This window comes from Hyphococcus aureus, from assembly GCF_042643165.1.
In the GTDB taxonomy this organism is placed as follows: Bacteria; Pseudomonadota; Alphaproteobacteria; order Caulobacterales; family Parvularculaceae; genus Hyphococcus; species Hyphococcus aureus.
Map to the genome: position 1 here is coordinate 956734 of NZ_JBHRSH010000002.1, position 17198 is coordinate 973931.

At 58.0% G+C, this 17198-nt stretch carries 15 protein-coding genes and 2 tRNA genes; 4 read left to right on the forward strand and 13 right to left on the reverse strand.

Translation table 11 applies throughout. The features are described 5' to 3' along the window. Nucleotide 1: 1 nt before the first annotated feature. From ACFOOP_RS17520 to ACFOOP_RS17575, 12 genes are all read right to left on the reverse strand, one after another. Nucleotides 2-2002 carry a GMC family oxidoreductase N-terminal domain-containing protein gene (locus ACFOOP_RS17520; protein ID WP_379882451.1) on the reverse strand — a complete coding sequence of 667 codons (2001 nt, stop codon included), beginning with the start codon at nucleotides 2000-2002 and terminating at the stop codon, nucleotides 2-4. Between the two features lie 213 nt (nucleotides 2003-2215). Beyond that, nucleotides 2216-2653: a hypothetical protein gene (locus ACFOOP_RS17525; RefSeq protein WP_379882452.1), complete on the reverse strand. Its 438-nt coding sequence runs from the start codon at nucleotides 2651-2653 to the stop codon at nucleotides 2216-2218. Between the two features lie 144 nt (nucleotides 2654-2797). Further along, nucleotides 2798-2873, reverse strand: a tRNA-Val gene (locus ACFOOP_RS17530). 143 nt (nucleotides 2874-3016) lie between these two features. Continuing rightward, a complete protein-coding gene (locus tag ACFOOP_RS17535) occupies nucleotides 3017-3289 on the reverse strand; it encodes an HU family DNA-binding protein (RefSeq protein ID WP_379882453.1) in 273 nt (90 codons plus the stop codon). A gap of 264 nt (nucleotides 3290-3553) precedes the next feature. Beyond that, on the reverse strand, nucleotides 3554-5947 hold the full coding sequence (lon, locus tag ACFOOP_RS17540; protein WP_379882454.1) for an endopeptidase La: 2394 nt from the start codon (nucleotides 5945-5947) through the stop codon (nucleotides 3554-3556). Between the two features lie 347 nt (nucleotides 5948-6294). Then, nucleotides 6295-7581: an ATP-dependent Clp protease ATP-binding subunit ClpX gene (gene clpX / locus ACFOOP_RS17545; RefSeq protein ID WP_379882455.1), complete on the reverse strand. Its 1287-nt coding sequence runs from the start codon at nucleotides 7579-7581 to the stop codon at nucleotides 6295-6297. Nucleotides 7582-7821: 240 nt separating this feature from the next. Beyond that, on the reverse strand, nucleotides 7822-8448 hold the full coding sequence (locus tag ACFOOP_RS17550) for an ATP-dependent Clp protease proteolytic subunit (RefSeq protein ID WP_379882456.1): 627 nt from the start codon (nucleotides 8446-8448) through the stop codon (nucleotides 7822-7824). 285 nt (nucleotides 8449-8733) lie between these two features. Further along, complete coding sequence (locus tag ACFOOP_RS17555) at nucleotides 8734-9684, reverse strand: JmjC domain-containing protein (protein WP_379882457.1); 951 nt, start codon at nucleotides 9682-9684, stop codon at nucleotides 8734-8736. A 116-nt stretch (nucleotides 9685-9800) separates the two neighbouring features. Beyond that, the gene (gene tig / locus ACFOOP_RS17560) at nucleotides 9801-11177 is read right to left on the reverse strand and encodes a trigger factor (RefSeq protein ID WP_379882459.1); all 1377 of its coding nucleotides are present in this window, start codon (nucleotides 11175-11177) and stop codon (nucleotides 9801-9803) included. A 54-nt stretch (nucleotides 11178-11231) separates the two neighbouring features. Then, a tRNA-Leu gene (locus ACFOOP_RS17565) sits at nucleotides 11232-11316 on the reverse strand. Between the two features lie 209 nt (nucleotides 11317-11525). Next, complete coding sequence (locus ACFOOP_RS17570) at nucleotides 11526-12029, reverse strand: GNAT family N-acetyltransferase (protein WP_379882460.1); 504 nt, start codon at nucleotides 12027-12029, stop codon at nucleotides 11526-11528. After that, nucleotides 12026-13582, reverse strand: coding sequence for an NAD(P)H-hydrate dehydratase (locus tag ACFOOP_RS17575; RefSeq protein ID WP_379882461.1), 1557 nt, complete (start codon nucleotides 13580-13582; stop codon nucleotides 12026-12028). Before ACFOOP_RS17575 ends, ACFOOP_RS17570 begins: the two co-directional genes overlap by 4 nt. A 132-nt stretch (nucleotides 13583-13714) precedes the next feature. Here ACFOOP_RS17575 and ACFOOP_RS17580 point away from each other — a divergent pair, with 132 nt between their 5' ends. Then, entirely contained in the window at nucleotides 13715-14053 is a 339-nt protein-coding gene (locus ACFOOP_RS17580) for a P-II family nitrogen regulator (RefSeq protein WP_379882911.1), read from the forward strand. 12 nt (nucleotides 14054-14065) lie between these two features. Here ACFOOP_RS17580 and ACFOOP_RS17585 read toward each other — a convergent pair whose 3' ends face one another. After that, on the reverse strand, nucleotides 14066-15163 hold the full coding sequence (locus tag ACFOOP_RS17585) for an NADH:flavin oxidoreductase/NADH oxidase (RefSeq protein WP_379882462.1): 1098 nt from the start codon (nucleotides 15161-15163) through the stop codon (nucleotides 14066-14068). 117 nt (nucleotides 15164-15280) lie between these two features. Here ACFOOP_RS17585 and ACFOOP_RS17590 point away from each other — a divergent pair, with 117 nt between their 5' ends. From ACFOOP_RS17590 to ACFOOP_RS17600, 3 genes are all read left to right on the forward strand, one after another. Further along, nucleotides 15281-15592, forward strand: coding sequence for an ArsR/SmtB family transcription factor (locus tag ACFOOP_RS17590; protein WP_379882463.1), 312 nt, complete (start codon nucleotides 15281-15283; stop codon nucleotides 15590-15592). Between the two features lie 262 nt (nucleotides 15593-15854). Beyond that, nucleotides 15855-16406 (forward strand): hypothetical protein, encoded by a 552-nt coding sequence (locus ACFOOP_RS17595; protein ID WP_379882464.1) that lies wholly within the window; start codon nucleotides 15855-15857, stop codon nucleotides 16404-16406. 23 nt (nucleotides 16407-16429) lie between these two features. Then, nucleotides 16430-16870 carry a hypothetical protein gene (locus ACFOOP_RS17600; RefSeq protein ID WP_379882465.1) on the forward strand — a complete coding sequence of 147 codons (441 nt, stop codon included), beginning with the start codon at nucleotides 16430-16432 and terminating at the stop codon, nucleotides 16868-16870. The last annotated feature ends 328 nt before the right edge of the window (nucleotides 16871-17198 follow it).

The window sequence follows — 17198 nt, forward strand, 5'->3', positions numbered from 1 at the left end:
CTTACGCGCTCACCGCAAACGGATCACGCGCGGTCGCATAATGCGCCATCGCCATCGTGGTGAGCTGGGCGTTGACGCGGATGCAGCTCGAAAAGACGCTGGCGTCGGTTACGAGAACATTCCTCGTTCCGTGGACGCGGCAATCGAGATCGACGACGCCTTTTTCAGGGTCGGCGTTGCGTCCATTGCCGCCATGAGGATGCGAGCTGGACAAGGTAACGTCGTCGGCTTCCCTGATGACGCGGTTGAAGAAGGCGTCAATGTCATCGCCCGGTTTCAGCGCCAGCCCGCGCGCCACAGCGGGATAAACCTCCTCGGCGCCGGCGGCGAAATGCACCTTGGACAAGGCGCTGAGCGCACGGCGCAAAAGCGGCAGCTCCACATCGTCGCGCAGCTTGAAACTGAGGCTCCCTTTTTTCAGCCGCCCCCGCCGGTCCGCAGGCACAAGCACGCCCGCCGACGCAAGCCGGTTATAATTGCTCATGCGGCGCGCATGGTCGCCAAACCAGCCGGGCATTAAGGTCGACATGCTCATGGGCGGCTGGAAATGGGATTCCAGCAGGAAATCGCCGCGATCCACATAGGTGGTCATCTGGTCTTCATCCCAGGCGCGCAAGGGCGCACCCTCGGGCATCAGCGCTACCACGGGACAGGCAATGTTTAGCGAAATCTCCGTGCCCGTATTCGCAACGCCGCTGCGCTCCAGAATACGGCTCGAGGCAAGCGCGCCGGCGGCGACGACAACGCCTTTGCCTGCCTCAATGAAACGCCGAGTCCCATCGCGCAGGCGGACCTCCACGCCCTTAGCGGTCTGCGGATCGTCATGCTTCCAGATGATCTGGCGAACCTCTGCATCCGCCATAATTATCGCGCCGTTTTTGCGCGCGTCCAGCAGATAAGACTGCGCCATTCCTTGTTTGCGGCCATAGGGACAGCCGGTGTTGCAATAGCCGCAATAGGCGCAGTCGGCGCCGATGGATCGCGGGCCATAATTTTTATTGAACCAGGTCGCGGGCGACTGTGCGTCCTTTTCATCGCCGGTGCCGGCGGCGTGATCCGCCCAGCCGCGCAGCAGATGCGGACCATTATGACGTCCGCTTTGCGGGTGCGCCGGCTCCACCCCAAGCCGCGCCTCCACCGCTTCATAGGAACGTACAAACCGCGCTTCGTCGACCGGGGCGCCGAGCGCGGCCCAGTCGGCGAAGACGTCATCAGCATGCGGATGCGTCAGGCCGTTCTGTTTCACACGCAGGCAGATGCCGTTATTGATGACGGTTGAACCGCCGATGCAGCGTCCCTGAAACACCACGATGTCATGGTCCCGGCTGGTCTGAATGCCGCCATCAACAAAGAGATGCGCGGTCATCCTGCGCTCTTCATGGGTGATGCGGCTGGACGGATAATGCGGCCCCGCCTCGATGATCAGAACGTCATGTCCGTGACCGGCCAGCGTCGCCGCCGCCACGGCGCCGCCGGCGCCCGATCCGATCACGATAACCCCGGCGGATTGCGGAATTTGATCCGGCTCCAGAATATCGCTGTAAGTCAGATCGCGTCCGGGGAAAGCTGTCACCGGCACTTCGCCCGACCCGCGTTCACGATGGGCGGGAAGCGTATAGCCGATCTGCGCCAGCACCGGATTGGCGCGATTGTCGTCTTCGCTCACCCCCTCCCAATGACCGTAATAGCCCGCATAGATGATGGAGCGAATGCGCGCGAGATCCTGCATCATGTCGTTTTGGGTTCGCTGAAGACGTTTTTCGATTCGCCGCGCGCGCCATTCAGGACCGAGCAAGAGAAACAAAGGACCGCCCAGAAGCAGCCAAAGGACGTAGAGGATCAAGCCGATCTCGCCCGGCTTCTTGCCCTCGATCATGGCGAACTGCCGCTGAACATTGGCGACCACCTGATCGGAGGAGATCACCATGTCGGCGCCATGGAACAATCCCTCCGTGAGCGCCTTCAGGATCGCCCCTTGCAGCGGATTAAAAGGTTTTCGCATCGCTCTCCCCAGTGATCGAGAACCGAGCCTAGCCTGATTTGAAACTCGCGCATCAAATGCCTGAATTTTTGTTCTGGCTACACACATTGCCGGATTGAATCTGGCGAACCTGCCAGACCGGAACCGTGGTGAGGCCTACAGGCGCGCCGTTTTGTTATTCGCTACGCGGCGATTGAGGCAATTCCTATGTAGAGAGTATCGATTTAGCCGCAGCTATCCCAGATCGATCAGGCCGTCAAAATTCTGCAACACGGCGGATATCAGGATGACGACGAGCAGCGCAATCGCAAACCAGGTGACGAATTGAAAGGTGATCGCCCCGACGCCCAACATGGCCCCGGCGAGCACCCGGCGTTTTGGTTCGCGCCTGACAAACCCGACAACGGAAAGAATAATCGCAAGTCCGGCGCATAGCGCAACAATCACCTGAATGGTTTTATCAACATCCCACTCGGCTATTTTTTTCTCCTGAACCGTTTCGCCGCGCAGCGCCCTTACCGTCGCGTCGCGAATTTCAACGGCGCTCTGAGCGACTGTCGTTTCAAGAGATGGTTGAGGCGCAAAGGGCCCGGCCCAGAAATGAACCACAGCAAGCAGCAACGCGGCCGCGCCCGCCGCAATTCCATAATATCCGAGTTTTTCAACGAACACCGCAAAACTCCTCAACGCCAGGAGGCCAGTGTCGGACGACAAAGGTTAACGTGTTGACACTCCAGAGACGCCAATTTTTGCTAAACCGGCGCAAGGCGCCGCGTCAGCGCCGAAAATCGCAACAGCTTTTGTCTGGAGGAATAATGGTGGGCGGTGACGGGTTCGAACCGCCGACCCTCTCGGTGTAAACGAGATGCTCTACCAGCTGAGCTAACCGCCCTTCCCCTGTCGCGCCAGCGATGCTTGCGCGCGGGGCGCTCCTCCTAAAGCAGGATCGCACGAGATTCAATCACCTGCCCAAAACAAAACGCCGGCGGGTGATAAAGCCCGCCGGCGTTTTGAAATCAATGATCAAGGCGCGCCCTAGTTCAGCGCGTCTTTCAGGCCCTTGCCGGCCGAGAATTTCGGCTGGATAGACGCCGGGATCTGGATCGTTTCACCCGTGCGCGGATTGCGGCCCTCACGAGCCTTGCGCTGAGCGGCTGAGAAGGTGCCGAAGCCCACGAGGCGGACATCATCACCAGCCTTGAGGGCGTTGGTGATGGCGTCAAAGACTGCGTCCACCGCCTTGCCTGCTTCTGCTTTGCTCATGTCCGCCATGTCGGCGACACGATCGATAAATTCGTTTTTGTTCATTCCTCCGGCCTTTCCGTTGTTTCGGGAGTTGAAAACTGTCGACCTGCGAGGGTTTTACTCGCCGTCGCGAGGCCAAAGCCAAGGAAAAATGGCGTAAAATAAGGGTTTCCTTTCCCCATAGAGGTTAACCCTCTGATTTTGCTCCCTTATTCATTTATTGCTTTTTTGTTCGCAAAAGCGAAAAAGCCCGCAAAACAAGGGGTTCCAACGAAAAACGGCCCCCTTTCGGGGGCCGCCGATTCGTTTTGGGGCGGAAAACGCCTCTTAATGAGTGACCACAGAGGCGCCGTCGCCAGCCTCTGAAGACGGGGCCGGCTCTTCCACCGGCTCGCTCCATTCGATGGGCGTAAGCTTTTGTGTCAGCGCATGCGCCAGCACCTCATCCACCGTCCCGACCGGGATGATCTTGAGGCCCTCTTTCACATTGTCCGGAATGTCGGCGAGGTCTTTCTCGTTCTCTTCCGGGATCAGGACGGTTTTAACCCCCGCACGCAGCGCCGCGAGGAGCTTTTCCTTCAGGCCGCCAATAGCGAGCACACGCCCGCGCAGGGAGATCTCGCCGGTCATGGCGATATCCTTATGCACCGGCACGCCGGTAAGGACGGAGACGATGGCGGTCGCCATCGCGACGCCAGCCGACGGCCCGTCTTTCGGAGTCGCGCCTTCGGGAACGTGGATGTGAATGTCGGTCTTGTCGAAGACCGGCGGTTCAATGCCAAAGGCCGTCGCGCGGCTGCGAACGTAAGAGGACGCCGCCGAGACGGATTCTTTCATCACGTCCTTCAGATTGCCCGTCGGGGTCATCTTGCCCTTGCCGGGCATTTTGACGCCTTCGATGGTGAGAATTTCACCGCCGACGCTGGTCCAGGCGAGGCCCGTCACAACGCCAACCTGATCTTCGCGGTCAATCTCGCCATGACGGTATTTCTGCACGCCAGCGTAATCGCCAAGATTGTCCGCTGTCACCGCAACGCTTGTCGCGGCGCCGGTTTCAAGGTCTCGCACCGCCTTGCGCACGAGTTTGGAGAGTTCGCGCTCAAGGTTCCGAACGCCCGCTTCGCGGGTGTAATGGCGGATCAGCGACATCAGGCCCGCATCATCGATGGACCACTCGCCTTCCTTCAACCCGTGGTTTTCCATGAGTTTCGGGATCAAATGCCGGCGTGCGATCTGCAGCTTCTCATCTTCCGTGTAGCCCGGAATACGGATGATCTCCATCCGGTCGAGAAGCGGTTGCGGCATGTTGAGCGAGTTCGCCGTCGTAATGAACATCACGTCGGACAGATCGTAATCGACTTCGAGATAGTGATCCGCAAAAGTGGCGTTCTGTTCGGGATCGAGCACTTCGAGAAGCGCCGACGCCGGATCGCCGCGGAAGTCCTGGCCCATCTTGTCGATCTCGTCCAGGAGGAAAAGCGGGTTCGACTTCTTCGCTTTCTTCATGGACTGGATGATTTTGCCCGGCATCGAGCCGATATAGGTGCGCCGGTGACCGCGGATCTCCGCTTCGTCACGCACGCCGCCAAGCGACACACGCACAAACTCGCGGCCGGTCGCTTCCGCGATCGACTTGCCCAGAGAGGTCTTGCCGACGCCCGGAGGACCGACGAGACAAAGGATCGGGCCTTTGAGCTTGTTCATCCGCTTTTGCACGGCGAGATATTCGACGATGCGCTCCTTGACCTTTTCAAGGCCATAGTGATCGACGTCGAGCACCTCTTCTGCCTTGGCGAGATCGGTTTTCACCTTGGAGCGGTTATTCCACGGGATCGAGGTGATCCAGTCGAGATAGTTGCGGACAACGGTCGATTCCGCCGACATGGGGCTCATCTGGCGCAGCTTTTTCAGCTCCGCCTCAGCCTTGGTGCGGGCTTCTTTCGACAGCTTGGTCTTTTTGATTTTGTCTTCGATCTCGGAAAGCTCGTCGCGGCCGTCATCGGTCTCGCCAAGCTCCTTCTGGATCGCTTTCATCTGTTCATTGAGATAATATTCGCGCTGCGTCTTCTCCATCTGGCGTTTGACGCGATTGCGGATTTTCTTCTCAACCTGAAGAACGCTCATCTCCCCTTCCATCAGGGCGTAGACGCGCTCCAGCCGCTCGGCGACGCCGGCGATTTCAAGAAGCTCCTGCTTTTCGTTGATCTTGATATTGAGATGCGAAGCGACGGTGTCCGCCAGTTTCGCATATTCATCGATCTGGCTGATCGAGACGATCACTTCCGGCGGCACGCGCTTGTTGAGCTTCACATAGGATTCAAACTGCGAAACGACGGAGCGTGACAGCGCTTCAAGTTCAGCTTCTTCGCTCTCACCTTCTGCAAGGTAGGAAGCCTCCGCCTCGAAATAGTCATCGGTGCGGACATAATTTTCAATGGTGGCGCGCGCTTCGCCTTCGACAAGCACTTTAACGGTGCCGTCGGGCAATTTCAAAAGCTGCATCACCGACGCGATGACGCCGACATCGTAAATGTCTTCGACTTCCGGGTCGTCGTCACTGGCGTCTTTTTGCGCCACAAGCAGAATTTTCTTGTCGTTCTGCATGACGTTTTCGAGCGCCGTCACGGATTTCTCACGTCCCACGAACAGGGGAACGATCATGCCTGGAAACACGACAATGTCGCGCAGCGGCAGCACAGGATAGGTTACGGTCTCGCTCATCAATCACTCCTTGAAGGCGCGCCCATTCGCCCTTTCCTGGGCTGGTGGCGCACGCCGGACTTCTCGCGCCCGTCTCAACATTGGGCGGCGGTTCGCCCTTTTGCGCAACGCTTTATGAAAGCCGCCGCGCCTGTCACCGAAATCACCTTTGTATGAAGGAACTGGCGGCAGGAAAAAAGGCTCATCGCCACCATAAGACAACGGCTGCGAATACGCAGTTAATGTGGCGGTCTTTGACGCAATTTCAAGTAAGCCGGAAGGCGCTGTTTTTCCTCAAAATCCAAGAAAAACGCCGCCCCTTGATGGGGGGCGGCGCCTGAATTTTACCAAAACGGCCGATTGCCAGTTTAAGCGCTCGCGTCCGCTTCCATCGCTTCCTTGTCGCGATCGGCGTAAATGTAGAGCGGCGTGGCGTTGCCATCGACAACCTCGCCATTGACGACAACCTCCACAACGCCTTCCAGCGTCGGCAGTTCGAACATCGAATCGAGGAGGATGCCCTCCATGATTGAACGCAGGCCGCGGGCGCCGGTCTTGCGCAGGATCGCGCGACGCGCAATCGCCGCTTTGGCGTCGTCGGTGAAGGTCAGCTTGACGTCTTCCATCTCGAACAGACGCTGATACTGCTTGATGAGCGCGTTCTTCGGTGTCGTCAGGATCTGGATCAGCGCACTCTCATCGAGATCTTCGAGAGTGGCGATGACCGGCAGACGACCGACAAATTCAGGAATGAGACCGAATTTCAGAAGATCTTCGGGCTCGACTTCCTGGAGGATCGCGCCAATGCGGCGGTCGTCTTCGCTTTTCACTTCGGCGCCGAAGCCGATGGAAGAGCCCTGGCCGCGACCGGCGATGACTTTTTCAAGACCCGCAAAGGCGCCGCCGACGATGAACAGAATGTTCGTCGTATCGACCTGCAGGAATTCCTGCTGCGGATGTTTGCGCCCGCCCTGCGGCGGCACGGAGGCGACAGTGCCTTCCATGATCTTCAACAGCGCCTGCTGCACGCCCTCACCCGATACGTCGCGGGTGATCGAGGGATTGTCGGACTTGCGCGAAATCTTGTCGACCTCGTCAATATAGACGATGCCGCGCTGCGCGCGCTCGACATTGTAGTCGGCCGACTGCAGGAGCTTCAGGATGATGTTTTCAACATCCTCGCCGACATAGCCGGCTTCGGTCAGCGTCGTTGCATCGGCCATGGTGAACGGCACATCGAGAATACGGGCCAGCGTCTGCGCGAGCAGCGTCTTGCCCGACCCCGTAGGACCGATCAGCAGGATGTTCGACTTGGCGAGTTCAACATCGTTGTTTTTCGCTGCGTGGTTCAAACGCTTGAAGTGGTTGTGCACCGCGACGGCGAGAACGCGCTTCGCCTGTTTCTGGCCAATGACGTAATCGTCAAGAACCTTGTGAATTTGCTGGGGGCTCGGAACGCCGTCAGTGGCCTTGACCAGCGACGATTTCGATTCTTCGCGGATGATGTCCATGCAAAGCTCAACGCATTCATCGCAGATAAACACCGTCGGGCCCGCGATCAGTTTCCTGACCTCGTGCTGGCTCTTGCCGCAGAATGAGCAGTAAAGGGTGTTTTTCCCGTCACCGCCGCTGCTTTTGCCGCCGATCTTGCTCACTATAACCGCACTCCTTCGTCAGCGCCGCGCCCGAAATCCCTTACGAGGCAACGCCCTTCATTATCTCAACTGCGCACCAAGCGCGCGAAAGGCGATCCCGTCCCGTCGCCTATACCCGCCTAGCTGCACGATCGGCGCCAAGGTCATCGAGACCCATCCGCCATAGGACCATATTCCGCCTGAACCAATCAAGGAACCATTTCCCCTTTGACTTAACGGATATGGTGAATTTTCCGCGCCTTACGACTCTTCCGGGGCGCCTCGCTCGTTCAACACTTTGTCAATCAACCCGAAGGAAACCGCCTCTTCGGGGTCCATGAAGTGGTCCCGATCGAGGGTTTTCTCAATAGTTTCATAGGATTGGCCGGTGTGATGGACATAAATCTCGTTCAGCCGGCGCTTGATCTTGATGATATCCTGGGCGTGGCGCTCAATATCAGAGGCCTGGCCCTGGAAGCCGCCTGACGGCTGGTGGACCATGATCCGGGAATTGGGCAGCGAGAACCGCATGTCTTTTTCCCCAGCGCAAAGCAGGAGCGAGCCCATGGAGGCGGCCATCCCGACGCACATGGTGGAGACCGCCGGGCGGATATAGCGCATGGTGTCATACATCGCGAGGCCGGCCGAGACCGATCCGCCCGGGCTGTTGATATAAAAGGCGATTTCTTTTTTCGGGTTCTCAGCTTCCAGGAACAGAAGCTGGGCGATGATCAGGGTCGAAACCTGGTCGTGGACCGGCCCGGAAAGGAAGATGATCCGCTCTTTCAGGAGGCGCGAATAGATGTCGTAGGCGCGCTCGCCCCGGCTCGACTGCTCGACCACCATGGGAACGAGCGTATTCATGTAAATATCCAGGGGGTCTTTCATCGACATCCTTCCTTAAGCGTCTTGTCGCCGTAGCGGCCTGTTTCTCAACTGTTCCGGAAGACGTTGGGCGGGTCCTTCCGGTTAAAAATCTTCCTTAAGATGGGGGCTTTGCGCCGCGGCGCCAGCCCTCATTTTGCGCACCCTAGCGCGTCCCGCTTAAGCGAGGGTTATTCTTTTGAAAATGCAAGGAATTGATTGCTTCTGTTCCGAAACCGGAATGATCTGACGCATCAAAATCGCGAGGGCCGCCTCCGGCGTCCCGCATCGGGCAGCGTAAACGCCGGATTAACCGTCCTCGCTTTCGCTTGCCGCCGAGAGCGAGGCCTCGTGACGGCGGCGAACCCGCCCGCGCTGGGCCGCCGCGACGTGATTGAGAAAGCCGGGATCGCCAGCCAGCGCCGCCAGCCGGGCGCCGAGCGCCTTCAGCCTTTCGGCGAGCGCTTCGCGTCCGCCGGGCAGGTCCGGGTTCGGCAGGTCGTCACGAAACAGGCTGTCGCGGATCGAGGCCGCCTCCATCAGATTGAACAAGGCGAGGCCGTTCATCGGGAAGACAGAAAAAGTGACATGCAGGCTCAGCCCGGCGCCGGCGAGCGCGTCGTGATACTGCCCCCGCGGCATATACATGAGATCGCCGGGGCGCATGACCTGCTCGAACAGAATCTTGCCCTTCGCCTTGTTATGCATCTCCTGAAGGTTCGGGCGCTGCGACGGCTGGCCCACGGGATTGTCAATGCGGCCCTCATAGACCCGCCAGGTCTTCTCGCCGGCGATATGAAACGCAAAAACCTCGTGATCGTCATAATGGCTGTCAAACGCCTGGCGCCCGCCGCGCGAGCAATAAATATTTGCGCTCGCGAAGCCTAGAAACGCCTCTTCCAGCACATTGGCGACAGCGCGCAAGGAAGGCGTCGTATTTTCGGTTTCATTGAGGACGATCGACGCGCCGCGCGCGAACTGGGCCTCGACCCGCGCCGGGTCCGGGCGGCGCACCACGCCTTCCAACGACTGCACCGAAGCGAAAATTTGATCTTGCGGAACGGGCGCGCGATCGACCCACATTTTCAGGGTCTGTTCGGTCCAGAGCGACGCCTGCGACACCAGCCGGTCAAGATCGGCGACAGAGAATATGTCGGCGCGCGCGCCTGCCGCCGGAAGATGAAGCGGCTTCTTGCGATAATACTCCGCAAAGAAACGCTCTCGGCCGACAGGCGCCAGGATGTCCTCAAGACTGAGCATGCGCGCCTCCCATGGCGGCGTTCCATTCTGAAAAAAGCGGCGGCTCTCGCCGCCGCTCCTGATCTTCAGAATAACAGAGCCGTAGGCTCCTGATCAACGCGAGGCGTCAAATCGCCCTAGAGATCGCCGTCCGGCTCTTCCATCAGCTTTTCCTTGCTGACGGTTTTGTCGGTCACTGTGGCGCGTTCGATGATGTAATCGACGACTTTTTCCTCAAACAGCGGCGCACGCACCTGCTGAATGGCTTGCGGATTTTTCTGATAGAATTGCAGCACTTCCTGCGGCGAAATGTTCTGTCCCTGCATCTGCATATACTGCGCTTCCTGCATCGCCTGACGCTGGATCGCTTGCTGAAGCTCTTCTGAGGGGACTTTCACCTCGGCGCGTTTGCCGATTTCCGCGAGCACCAGACCGAGACGCACGCGGCGTTCGGCGATCTTGCGGTATTCTTCTTTCAGCTCTTCGTCGGTTTTGTCTTTGTCTTCTTCATCGCGCTCGGTGGATTCCACCTGACGCCAGATCTGCTCGAACTCGCCATCGACCATGCCCTGCGGCAGATCGAAGTCGTGAGCTTCATCGAGCTTGTCGAGCAGCGTGCGTTTCAAATGGCTGCGCGACATATCTTTATGGTCGGCCTCAAGGCGTTCCTTGATGCGTTTTTTCAGATCATCGAGGCTTTCAAGACCGACTTTCTTGGCGAGTTCATCGTCGACCGCCACATCTTCCGGCGCGCGCACTTCGTGAACCTTGACATCGAAGACAGCTTCTTTGCCAGCCAGATCCTTGGCGTGATATTCTTCCGGGAAGGTGACTTTCACTTCCACATCGTCATCGGTCTTGGCGCCGATAAGCTGGTCTTCAAAGCCCGGAATGAACTGGCCCGAGCCGAGCACCAGCTCAAAGCCTTCGCCCTTGCCGCCGTCAAACTCAACATCGTCGATCTTGCCGACGAAATCGATCAGAACCTGATCTTTTTCTTTGGCTTTGGCGGTCTTGCCGCGCGCCTTATAGCTCACTTGCTGGGCGGCGATTTTGGAAAGCGCTTCGTCGATGTCGGCCTCGGGAACCTCAGCGACCGGACGGGTCAGCTTGAGCGTCGAAACGTCCATGGGATCAAAGTTTGGCAGGATCTCGGCGTGCAGATCATATTCAAGATCGGCCTTGCCTTCGATCACATCGTCAATTTTGGATGTCAGCTCCGGGCGCGGCGGCATCGCCGGCTGAAGGTCACGCTCGGAAAACGCTTTCTGCGAGGTTTCCGTGACAATGTCCTGAATGATCTCGCTCATCATCCCTTTGCCGTATAGCTTTTTGAGATGGGAAATCGGCGCCTTGCCTTTGCGGAAGCCTTTCAGCTGAACGCGGCCTTTCACTTCCTGAAGCTTGCTGACAAGTTTCTTGTCGAGCTCCTCGGCGGAGACCTTCACCTGAAACTTGCGGTCGAGCCCTTCGGCGCTTTTCTCAATGACTTCCATTTTTGTCTCGTCTCTCATTGGGCCGGATGGCCTGTTCGTCTCATCGGTCGGGCGCCTGGCGAAGGCGAAGCTTGGTGCGGATGAGAGGACTCGAACCTCCACGCCTCTCGGCGCCAGAACCTAAATCTGGTGCGTCTACCAGTTCCGCCACATCCGCGAATTTCGGCGCGATAGCAAAAGCGGGCCGGCGCAGCTGCGGCGGCCCCCATCACGAGCGCGCTTCTATAGCAGAGAAACTCGCGCTGTCGAGGCGTCGCCGCTCCGATTCCCGGGCCAAATCCGACGAAATTCACCCGGTTTTTTATTTCGCGGGTTTTCTCACGCCCAACCAGCTTCCACAGCGAATCTTACGGGAGGCGGAAAACCCTAGGAGAGCCGTTTTTCCAGCCACATCACGTCGTGATAACGGCCAAATTTCCGGCCCACCTCCCGGAACGTCCCGATCTCCCGAAATCCGAAGCGTTCATGGAACCGGATCGAGACCTCATTCGGCAGGGCGACGCCCGCATAGGCCCGGTGCAGGTCTTCCTCGGCGAGGGCCGAGAAAAGGCGCTCATAAAGAGCCCGGCCAACGCCGCGGCCGCCCGCCTCGGGCGAGACATAAATCGTTGTCTCAACCGAGGTCGAATAGGCTTTCTTGGCCTTGAAGGCCATGGAGCCTGCATAACCGGCGAACGCCCCTTCTCGTTCCGCTATGAAAAGCTGGTGGGGACCCGCCTCCGAAAACTGCGCGAACCACGGCTCGCGCTCCAGGGCGGTGAAGGCGCCGACATCGAACGTCACCGCCGTCGTTTCCACGAAGTGATTATAGAGCGCCGTTATCGCCTCAAGGTCGGACCGCTCCGCGCGCCTGACGGAGACTGCGCTCATTGCTGGGCCGCCCCTTGCTGATCAGGCTCTGCGGCCGGCTTCGGCTGCTGCGGCGGCGCAAAAAGCTGGCGCAGAACGGCTGGCACGGCGCCCGGCAGATCCTCGGCGATGAGGCCCGGTCCCGCGACCTGACCGGCGGCTCCATGGATCCAGACGCCGGCGCCGGCGGCCGCGAAACCATCCATGCCTTGCGCTCTGAGCCCGGCGATGAAACCGGCGAGCACGTCCCCCGCCCCGGCTGTGGCGAGGTCCGGCGGCGCATTGGAGTTGATGAGGACCCGCGCGCCAGCCCCAGTTGGCGGGGCGGCGATGACTGTGTCCGCGCCCTTGAGGACAACAACGCACCCGGCCTTTTCGCTTGCGGCGCGGACCATGGCGAGCTTGCCCGCCCCCCGTTCCAGCAGCTTGATCTCTTCGGGAAAGAGGCGGGCGAACTCCCCCATATGCGGCGTCAGCACATCATCAGGGCGTAACGCGGCAAACAGCGCCGTTGCATCATCGGCAAAGCTCGTCAGCGCATCAGCGTCTAAAACGGCGCCCGCCTTGCTGTTCAAAACCGCCAGCACATTGTCTTTTGTCTTCGCGCCAACGCCGTTCGCCGGACCGGCGACAACACACATGGAAATGCGCTCGGCGTCTTTCAGATGCGCGGCAAGATGTTCGGCATTGTCCGACAGGCGCAACATGATCGCGGTCAGATGCGCCGCATGCACGGGCCCTGCTTCCGACGGCGATAATACGGTAACGAGCCCCGCGCCGATACGCAGCGCCCCCTCCGCCGCAAGCCTGATAGCGCCCGTATTGAGCGGCCCGCCAGAGACAGCCATCACCGACCCGCGTGAATATTTATGCCCGCCCCAGCGAGGCCGGGGAAACAATGCGCCCCAAAGCGCCGGATGATTTTCGAATGTCGCTACACCCGCCTTCATTGTCGCTTCGTCGCTGATCGCGATATCGGCAATGTCGATCGCGCCGGAGAGCGCGCGTCCGGGAAACAACAAGTGCCCCGGCTTGCGCGCATGAAACGTAATGGTGCGGTTGGCCTGCACCGCTGTTCCCATGACGGCGCCCGTATCGGCGTTGACGCCCGACGGCAGGTCAATGGCGAAAACCGGCGCAGGGTTCGCATTCATCGCCTCAATCACCGCCTTCGCCTCTCCTTCAACGTCGCGCGCCAGACCCGTTCCGAAAATCGCATCGACGATCAACCCCGCCCCTTCGAGCAGAGCTGGCGAAAACGGTGCGATCTCGCCGTCATAAAGATCGGCCATCAGCTTGGCGTCGCCCTGAAGCGCTTCTCGCTGGCCGATCAGGCCCACCCGCACCGGCCAGCCCGCGCTTGCCAGTTCGCGCGCTACCACGAAACCATCGCCGCCATTATTGCCGGGACCGCAAATGACCGCGACCGGGCGACGCGACCAGGCCCGCTGGATCAGTTCTGCGGCCTTGTCGCCCGCAGCCTCCATCAGCGCGGCGGAAGCGGTTCCGGCGTCCATGGCGGCCTTTTCCGCCGCACGCATTTCTTCGGCGGAGAGCACAAGATAAGGGTTCACGAGGGGTAGCCGCCTTTCGATTTCAACAATCTGGTGTAAAAAGGTCTAGCAAACTTCCGGTCCGTTCAAAATGCCCGTTCCAGACGCCGGTCCCGGATGAACGTTCAGAAAACGAAAGCGCTGATAAACGCCATGAAGAAAATCGAAGCCATCATCAAGCCGTTCAAACTCGACGATGTGAAGGAGGCGCTGCAAGAGCAAGGTCTTCAAGGCATGACCGTGACCGATGTGCGCGGCTTTGGCCGGCAAAAGGGGCATACGGAGCTTTATCGCGGTGCGGAATATGTCGTCGACTTCCTGCCCAAGGTGAAAATCGAACTTGTTCTGGATGACGCACAGGTCGACCGCGCAGTCGAGGCGATCAAGACCGCAGCTCATTCAGGGCGCATCGGCGACGGCAAGATTTTTGTCTCCCCGGTTGAAAACGCCGTACGCATCCGGACCGGCGAAACCGGTCGGGACGCGATTTAGATCGCTGCGACGCTACCCTGCGCGATATCGAGAAAGCCAGTGCGCGTAAGGCGCGGGCAAGGTCCAGGCCGAGTCTTCAACACCGAGCGTGCGCGCCGCGTCATAAGGCCAATGGGGATTGGCGAGCAGCGGCCGGCCCAACATGACAAGATCGACGGCGCCGGCGCGGATCAGCTCATCCGCCTGCTTTGGATCTGAAATATACCAGGACGTCGCCGCAGGAATATCCGCCTCGCGCCGCACCCTTTCTGCAAAAGGCGCCATGAAGGCAGGGCCCCATGGGATGTTCGCGTCTCCGGCGGTGAAACCCATGCTGACGTCAATCAGGTCAAGCCCCCCTGCTTTCAGCCTGCGGATCAGGTCGATTGATTCCGCCAGCGTTTCCTCGTCCTGTCCGTCGAATTCGATGACGCCGAGACGCGCCGTCAGCGGAAGATCATCGGGCCAGACTTCCCGAACCGCTGCAAAGGTTTCTTTCAGAAAGCGGATGCGATTTTCAAAGGAGCCGCCATACTCATCCGTGCGCTGATTGGCGTGACGCGAGAAAAAACTCTGCGCGAGGTAACCATGAGCGAAATGCAATTCGAGCCATTCAAAGCCCGCATCAAGCGCGCGCTGCGCCGCCGCAACGAAATCCTGCTGCACGCGAAGAATGTCGTCTTTGCTCATTTCCTCCGGAATACGGGAAAGACCGCCGCCCTGCGCAATCGGCGACGGACCGATGATCGGCCATGCGCGCGGATTGTCGAGGGGGATATGATCGTCGCCTTCCCACGGCCGGTTGGCGCTCGCCTTGCGGCCGGCATGAGCGATCTGAATGCCGGGCGCTGCGCCCGCTTTCTTGATCGCATCAACCGCCGGACGAAACGCATCGGCTTGCTCATCGGCCCAAATCCCCGCGTCTTCCGGCGTGATGCGTCCTTCCGGGGAGACGGCGCTTGCCTCTGCGATGACAAGACCCGCGCCGCCACGGGCAAGTCCGGCCAGATGAACATGATGCCAGTCATTGATCAGCCCGTCCGCGGCCGAATATTGGCACATGGGAGAGACGGCGACTCGATTTTTGAGAGTGATGTTTTTCAGGGTGATTGGCTCAAACAAGGACGCCATGGAGTACCTCTATTCGCTTTCATTCATTGATATTTTAAGGCCGCAACCTTATGTGTTCTATTGTTCGAGTATTATCGAACTACCGAAACATAATCACCCTGTGCTAAGGGTCAAGGGATGAGAACCTATAAACATCCGAAACGGGAAGACATCGAGCTGACGCGGGTGCTCTATGCGCTGAGCGATCCTGTGCGCCTTGATGTAGTGCGCCAGCTCGCAATGGACGGCCCAGCCAGTTGCGCCGCCCTCGATGGCGGACGGCCAAAATCCAGCATGTCCCATCACTTTCGCGTGTTGCGCGAGTCAGGCGTCGTTTTCACTGAGACCGAAGGTGCGGCGCATATGAACTCGCTCCGGCGCGGCGATCTCGACAAACTGTATCCGGGCCTTCTCGCATCCGTTCTCGGCGAGAAGAAAAAACGAAAGTAACGGCGGCGGGCTGTAGTATAAGGCAAAACCGGAAGCGATGCGATTTAGCCTCGAACTGTCGGGCAGCTTGAAGCTGGTGAGGCCGGAGGCACAGGTCGTAATTTGTACTCGCCAAACTCTCAGCAAACAATATTAGCTCTGCATCATCTCTGATCTCATCGCTACGAATTGTTATTTCCAAGACATTTGAAAGCTAGACGTTGGCTATCTCTTTGAGTTAATGGGAAAGTCGTTTGGCAATTAGACGAGGGGAATTCTAGTTATGTTTCAACTTGTTGCTGCTATCCTGACTCCAGCGCTGTTCTCCGCACTTTTGTATTGGTCGAACCTTCAAGTTCGTCCGGGATCTTACGAACCTACAACATTCGCCATAGCTGGACTTGTAGCAATTGCAATCGTAGTTTTGCTAAGCAGGTTCATTCTCCGGCCATTAAACAGAAAAAGGCTTTCTTTCTTAAACATATCATCATTCACAATTCTATACTTAAGCGGCATATTCCTATTGTACGAAATTTCGACTATTTTGCTATTTGCAGCCGGCCATTCAGGAGGGTCACAGCCGATAGAGCTGAAAGAGTTTGTTGAATATTCATTCTATGAGACTTTAAAAGCGCTCAAGCTTTGGCCGTCTGATTGGAGTTTGTGGGTACTTCTAAACATTTTCTATGACATGAACTCAGATTTTGCGCCTGATCAACGCACAGTTGGCGCAGCATGGGCTGCCGCATATCGTTTACTCTTGGTCCCCTTTTATGTATCTGTAGGACTACTTAAATTGTTGACCCGCCAAGTATTCCGCTCAGGAATAAGCTAGAGCTTTGATAGAGGGAGATAGGTATGGGACTGAAAGATTTTGGTAATTTACTGGCGGTCACCTTGTTTGCTGGGGCAGCAACATCCGTCCGTGAAGTCTTTGAGAACGCTGAGCCAGTTACAGATTTTGATCCACTTAAGGGCTTGAGTGACGATGCAGTACGCTTTCGAAATCACCTGACTTCGACACGAACAATGTTAGTTCCGCTGGATGATAGTACCTACAATTCCTTGCAGAATGACTTTGATTCCATCAACGTCCTAGGTGACCTCAATCAAAATCTTTGCACAGAGCTTTTTACACAAACTAATTCAGATCTCGCATCACAGAGTTTTATTGCTCCTTGGATCCATGACTATTCAACTATTGATTTTGAACATGACGCTTACAACCGGCCAAAAAGAATAGCTTTTGTTCCACAGTCCAAATACAAAAATATACAGAAATTAATCGACGATGATTGATAGGTGCTTTTAGCACGCAGTGTGGGGGCGCCACTGCCTGAGGCTGAGAAATACTTAGCGTCTTGTTTCGCTAGAAATTGGTGCGCCTATAGCTGCCACACCGAACGGCTGCGGGCCGTAGTATAAGGCCAAACTGGAACCCGTGGATAAGTTTTCACCACTTTTCAGACGGCCTTATAGTGATGCGTTATGACCCTTGCCGTTCGCAAAAACTCGACTGATCAAAACGCCGCCCCGCGCCCCTCCATGGGCGCGAGCACAATCGTCCAAATGGCGCCACACGCGGCTACAGACCAGCAATCATGCGGGACAAAACTACGCAGACGAG

Bases quoted from the DNA above. Each gene is read 5' to 3' on its own strand.
- ACFOOP_RS17520 (WP_379882451.1), bottom strand. From the start codon at position 2,002: ATGCGAAAACCTTTTAATCCGCTGCAAGGGGCGATCCTGAAGGCGCTC.
- ACFOOP_RS17535 (WP_379882453.1), bottom strand. From the start codon at position 3,289: ATGAACAAAAACGAATTTATCGATCGTGTCGCCGACATGGCGGACATG.
- lon (WP_379882454.1), bottom strand. From the start codon at position 5,947: ATGAGCGAGACCGTAACCTATCCTGTGCTGCCGCTGCGCGACATTGTC.
- ACFOOP_RS17550 (WP_379882456.1), bottom strand. From the start codon at position 8,448: ATGAAAGACCCCCTGGATATTTACATGAATACGCTCGTTCCCATGGTG.
- ACFOOP_RS17555 (WP_379882457.1), bottom strand. From the start codon at position 9,684: ATGCTCAGTCTTGAGGACATCCTGGCGCCTGTCGGCCGAGAGCGTTTC.
- tig (WP_379882459.1), bottom strand. From the start codon at position 11,177: ATGAGAGACGAGACAAAAATGGAAGTCATTGAGAAAAGCGCCGAAGGG.
- ACFOOP_RS17570 (WP_379882460.1), bottom strand. From the start codon at position 12,029: ATGAGCGCAGTCTCCGTCAGGCGCGCGGAGCGGTCCGACCTTGAGGCG.
- ACFOOP_RS17580 (WP_379882911.1), top strand. From the start codon at position 13,715: ATGAAGAAAATCGAAGCCATCATCAAGCCGTTCAAACTCGACGATGTG.
- ACFOOP_RS17585 (WP_379882462.1), bottom strand. From the start codon at position 15,163: ATGGCGTCCTTGTTTGAGCCAATCACCCTGAAAAACATCACTCTCAAA.
- ACFOOP_RS17590 (WP_379882463.1), top strand. From the start codon at position 15,281: ATGAGAACCTATAAACATCCGAAACGGGAAGACATCGAGCTGACGCGG.
- ACFOOP_RS17595 (WP_379882464.1), top strand. From the start codon at position 15,855: ATGTTTCAACTTGTTGCTGCTATCCTGACTCCAGCGCTGTTCTCCGCA.
- ACFOOP_RS17600 (WP_379882465.1), top strand. From the start codon at position 16,430: ATGGGACTGAAAGATTTTGGTAATTTACTGGCGGTCACCTTGTTTGCT.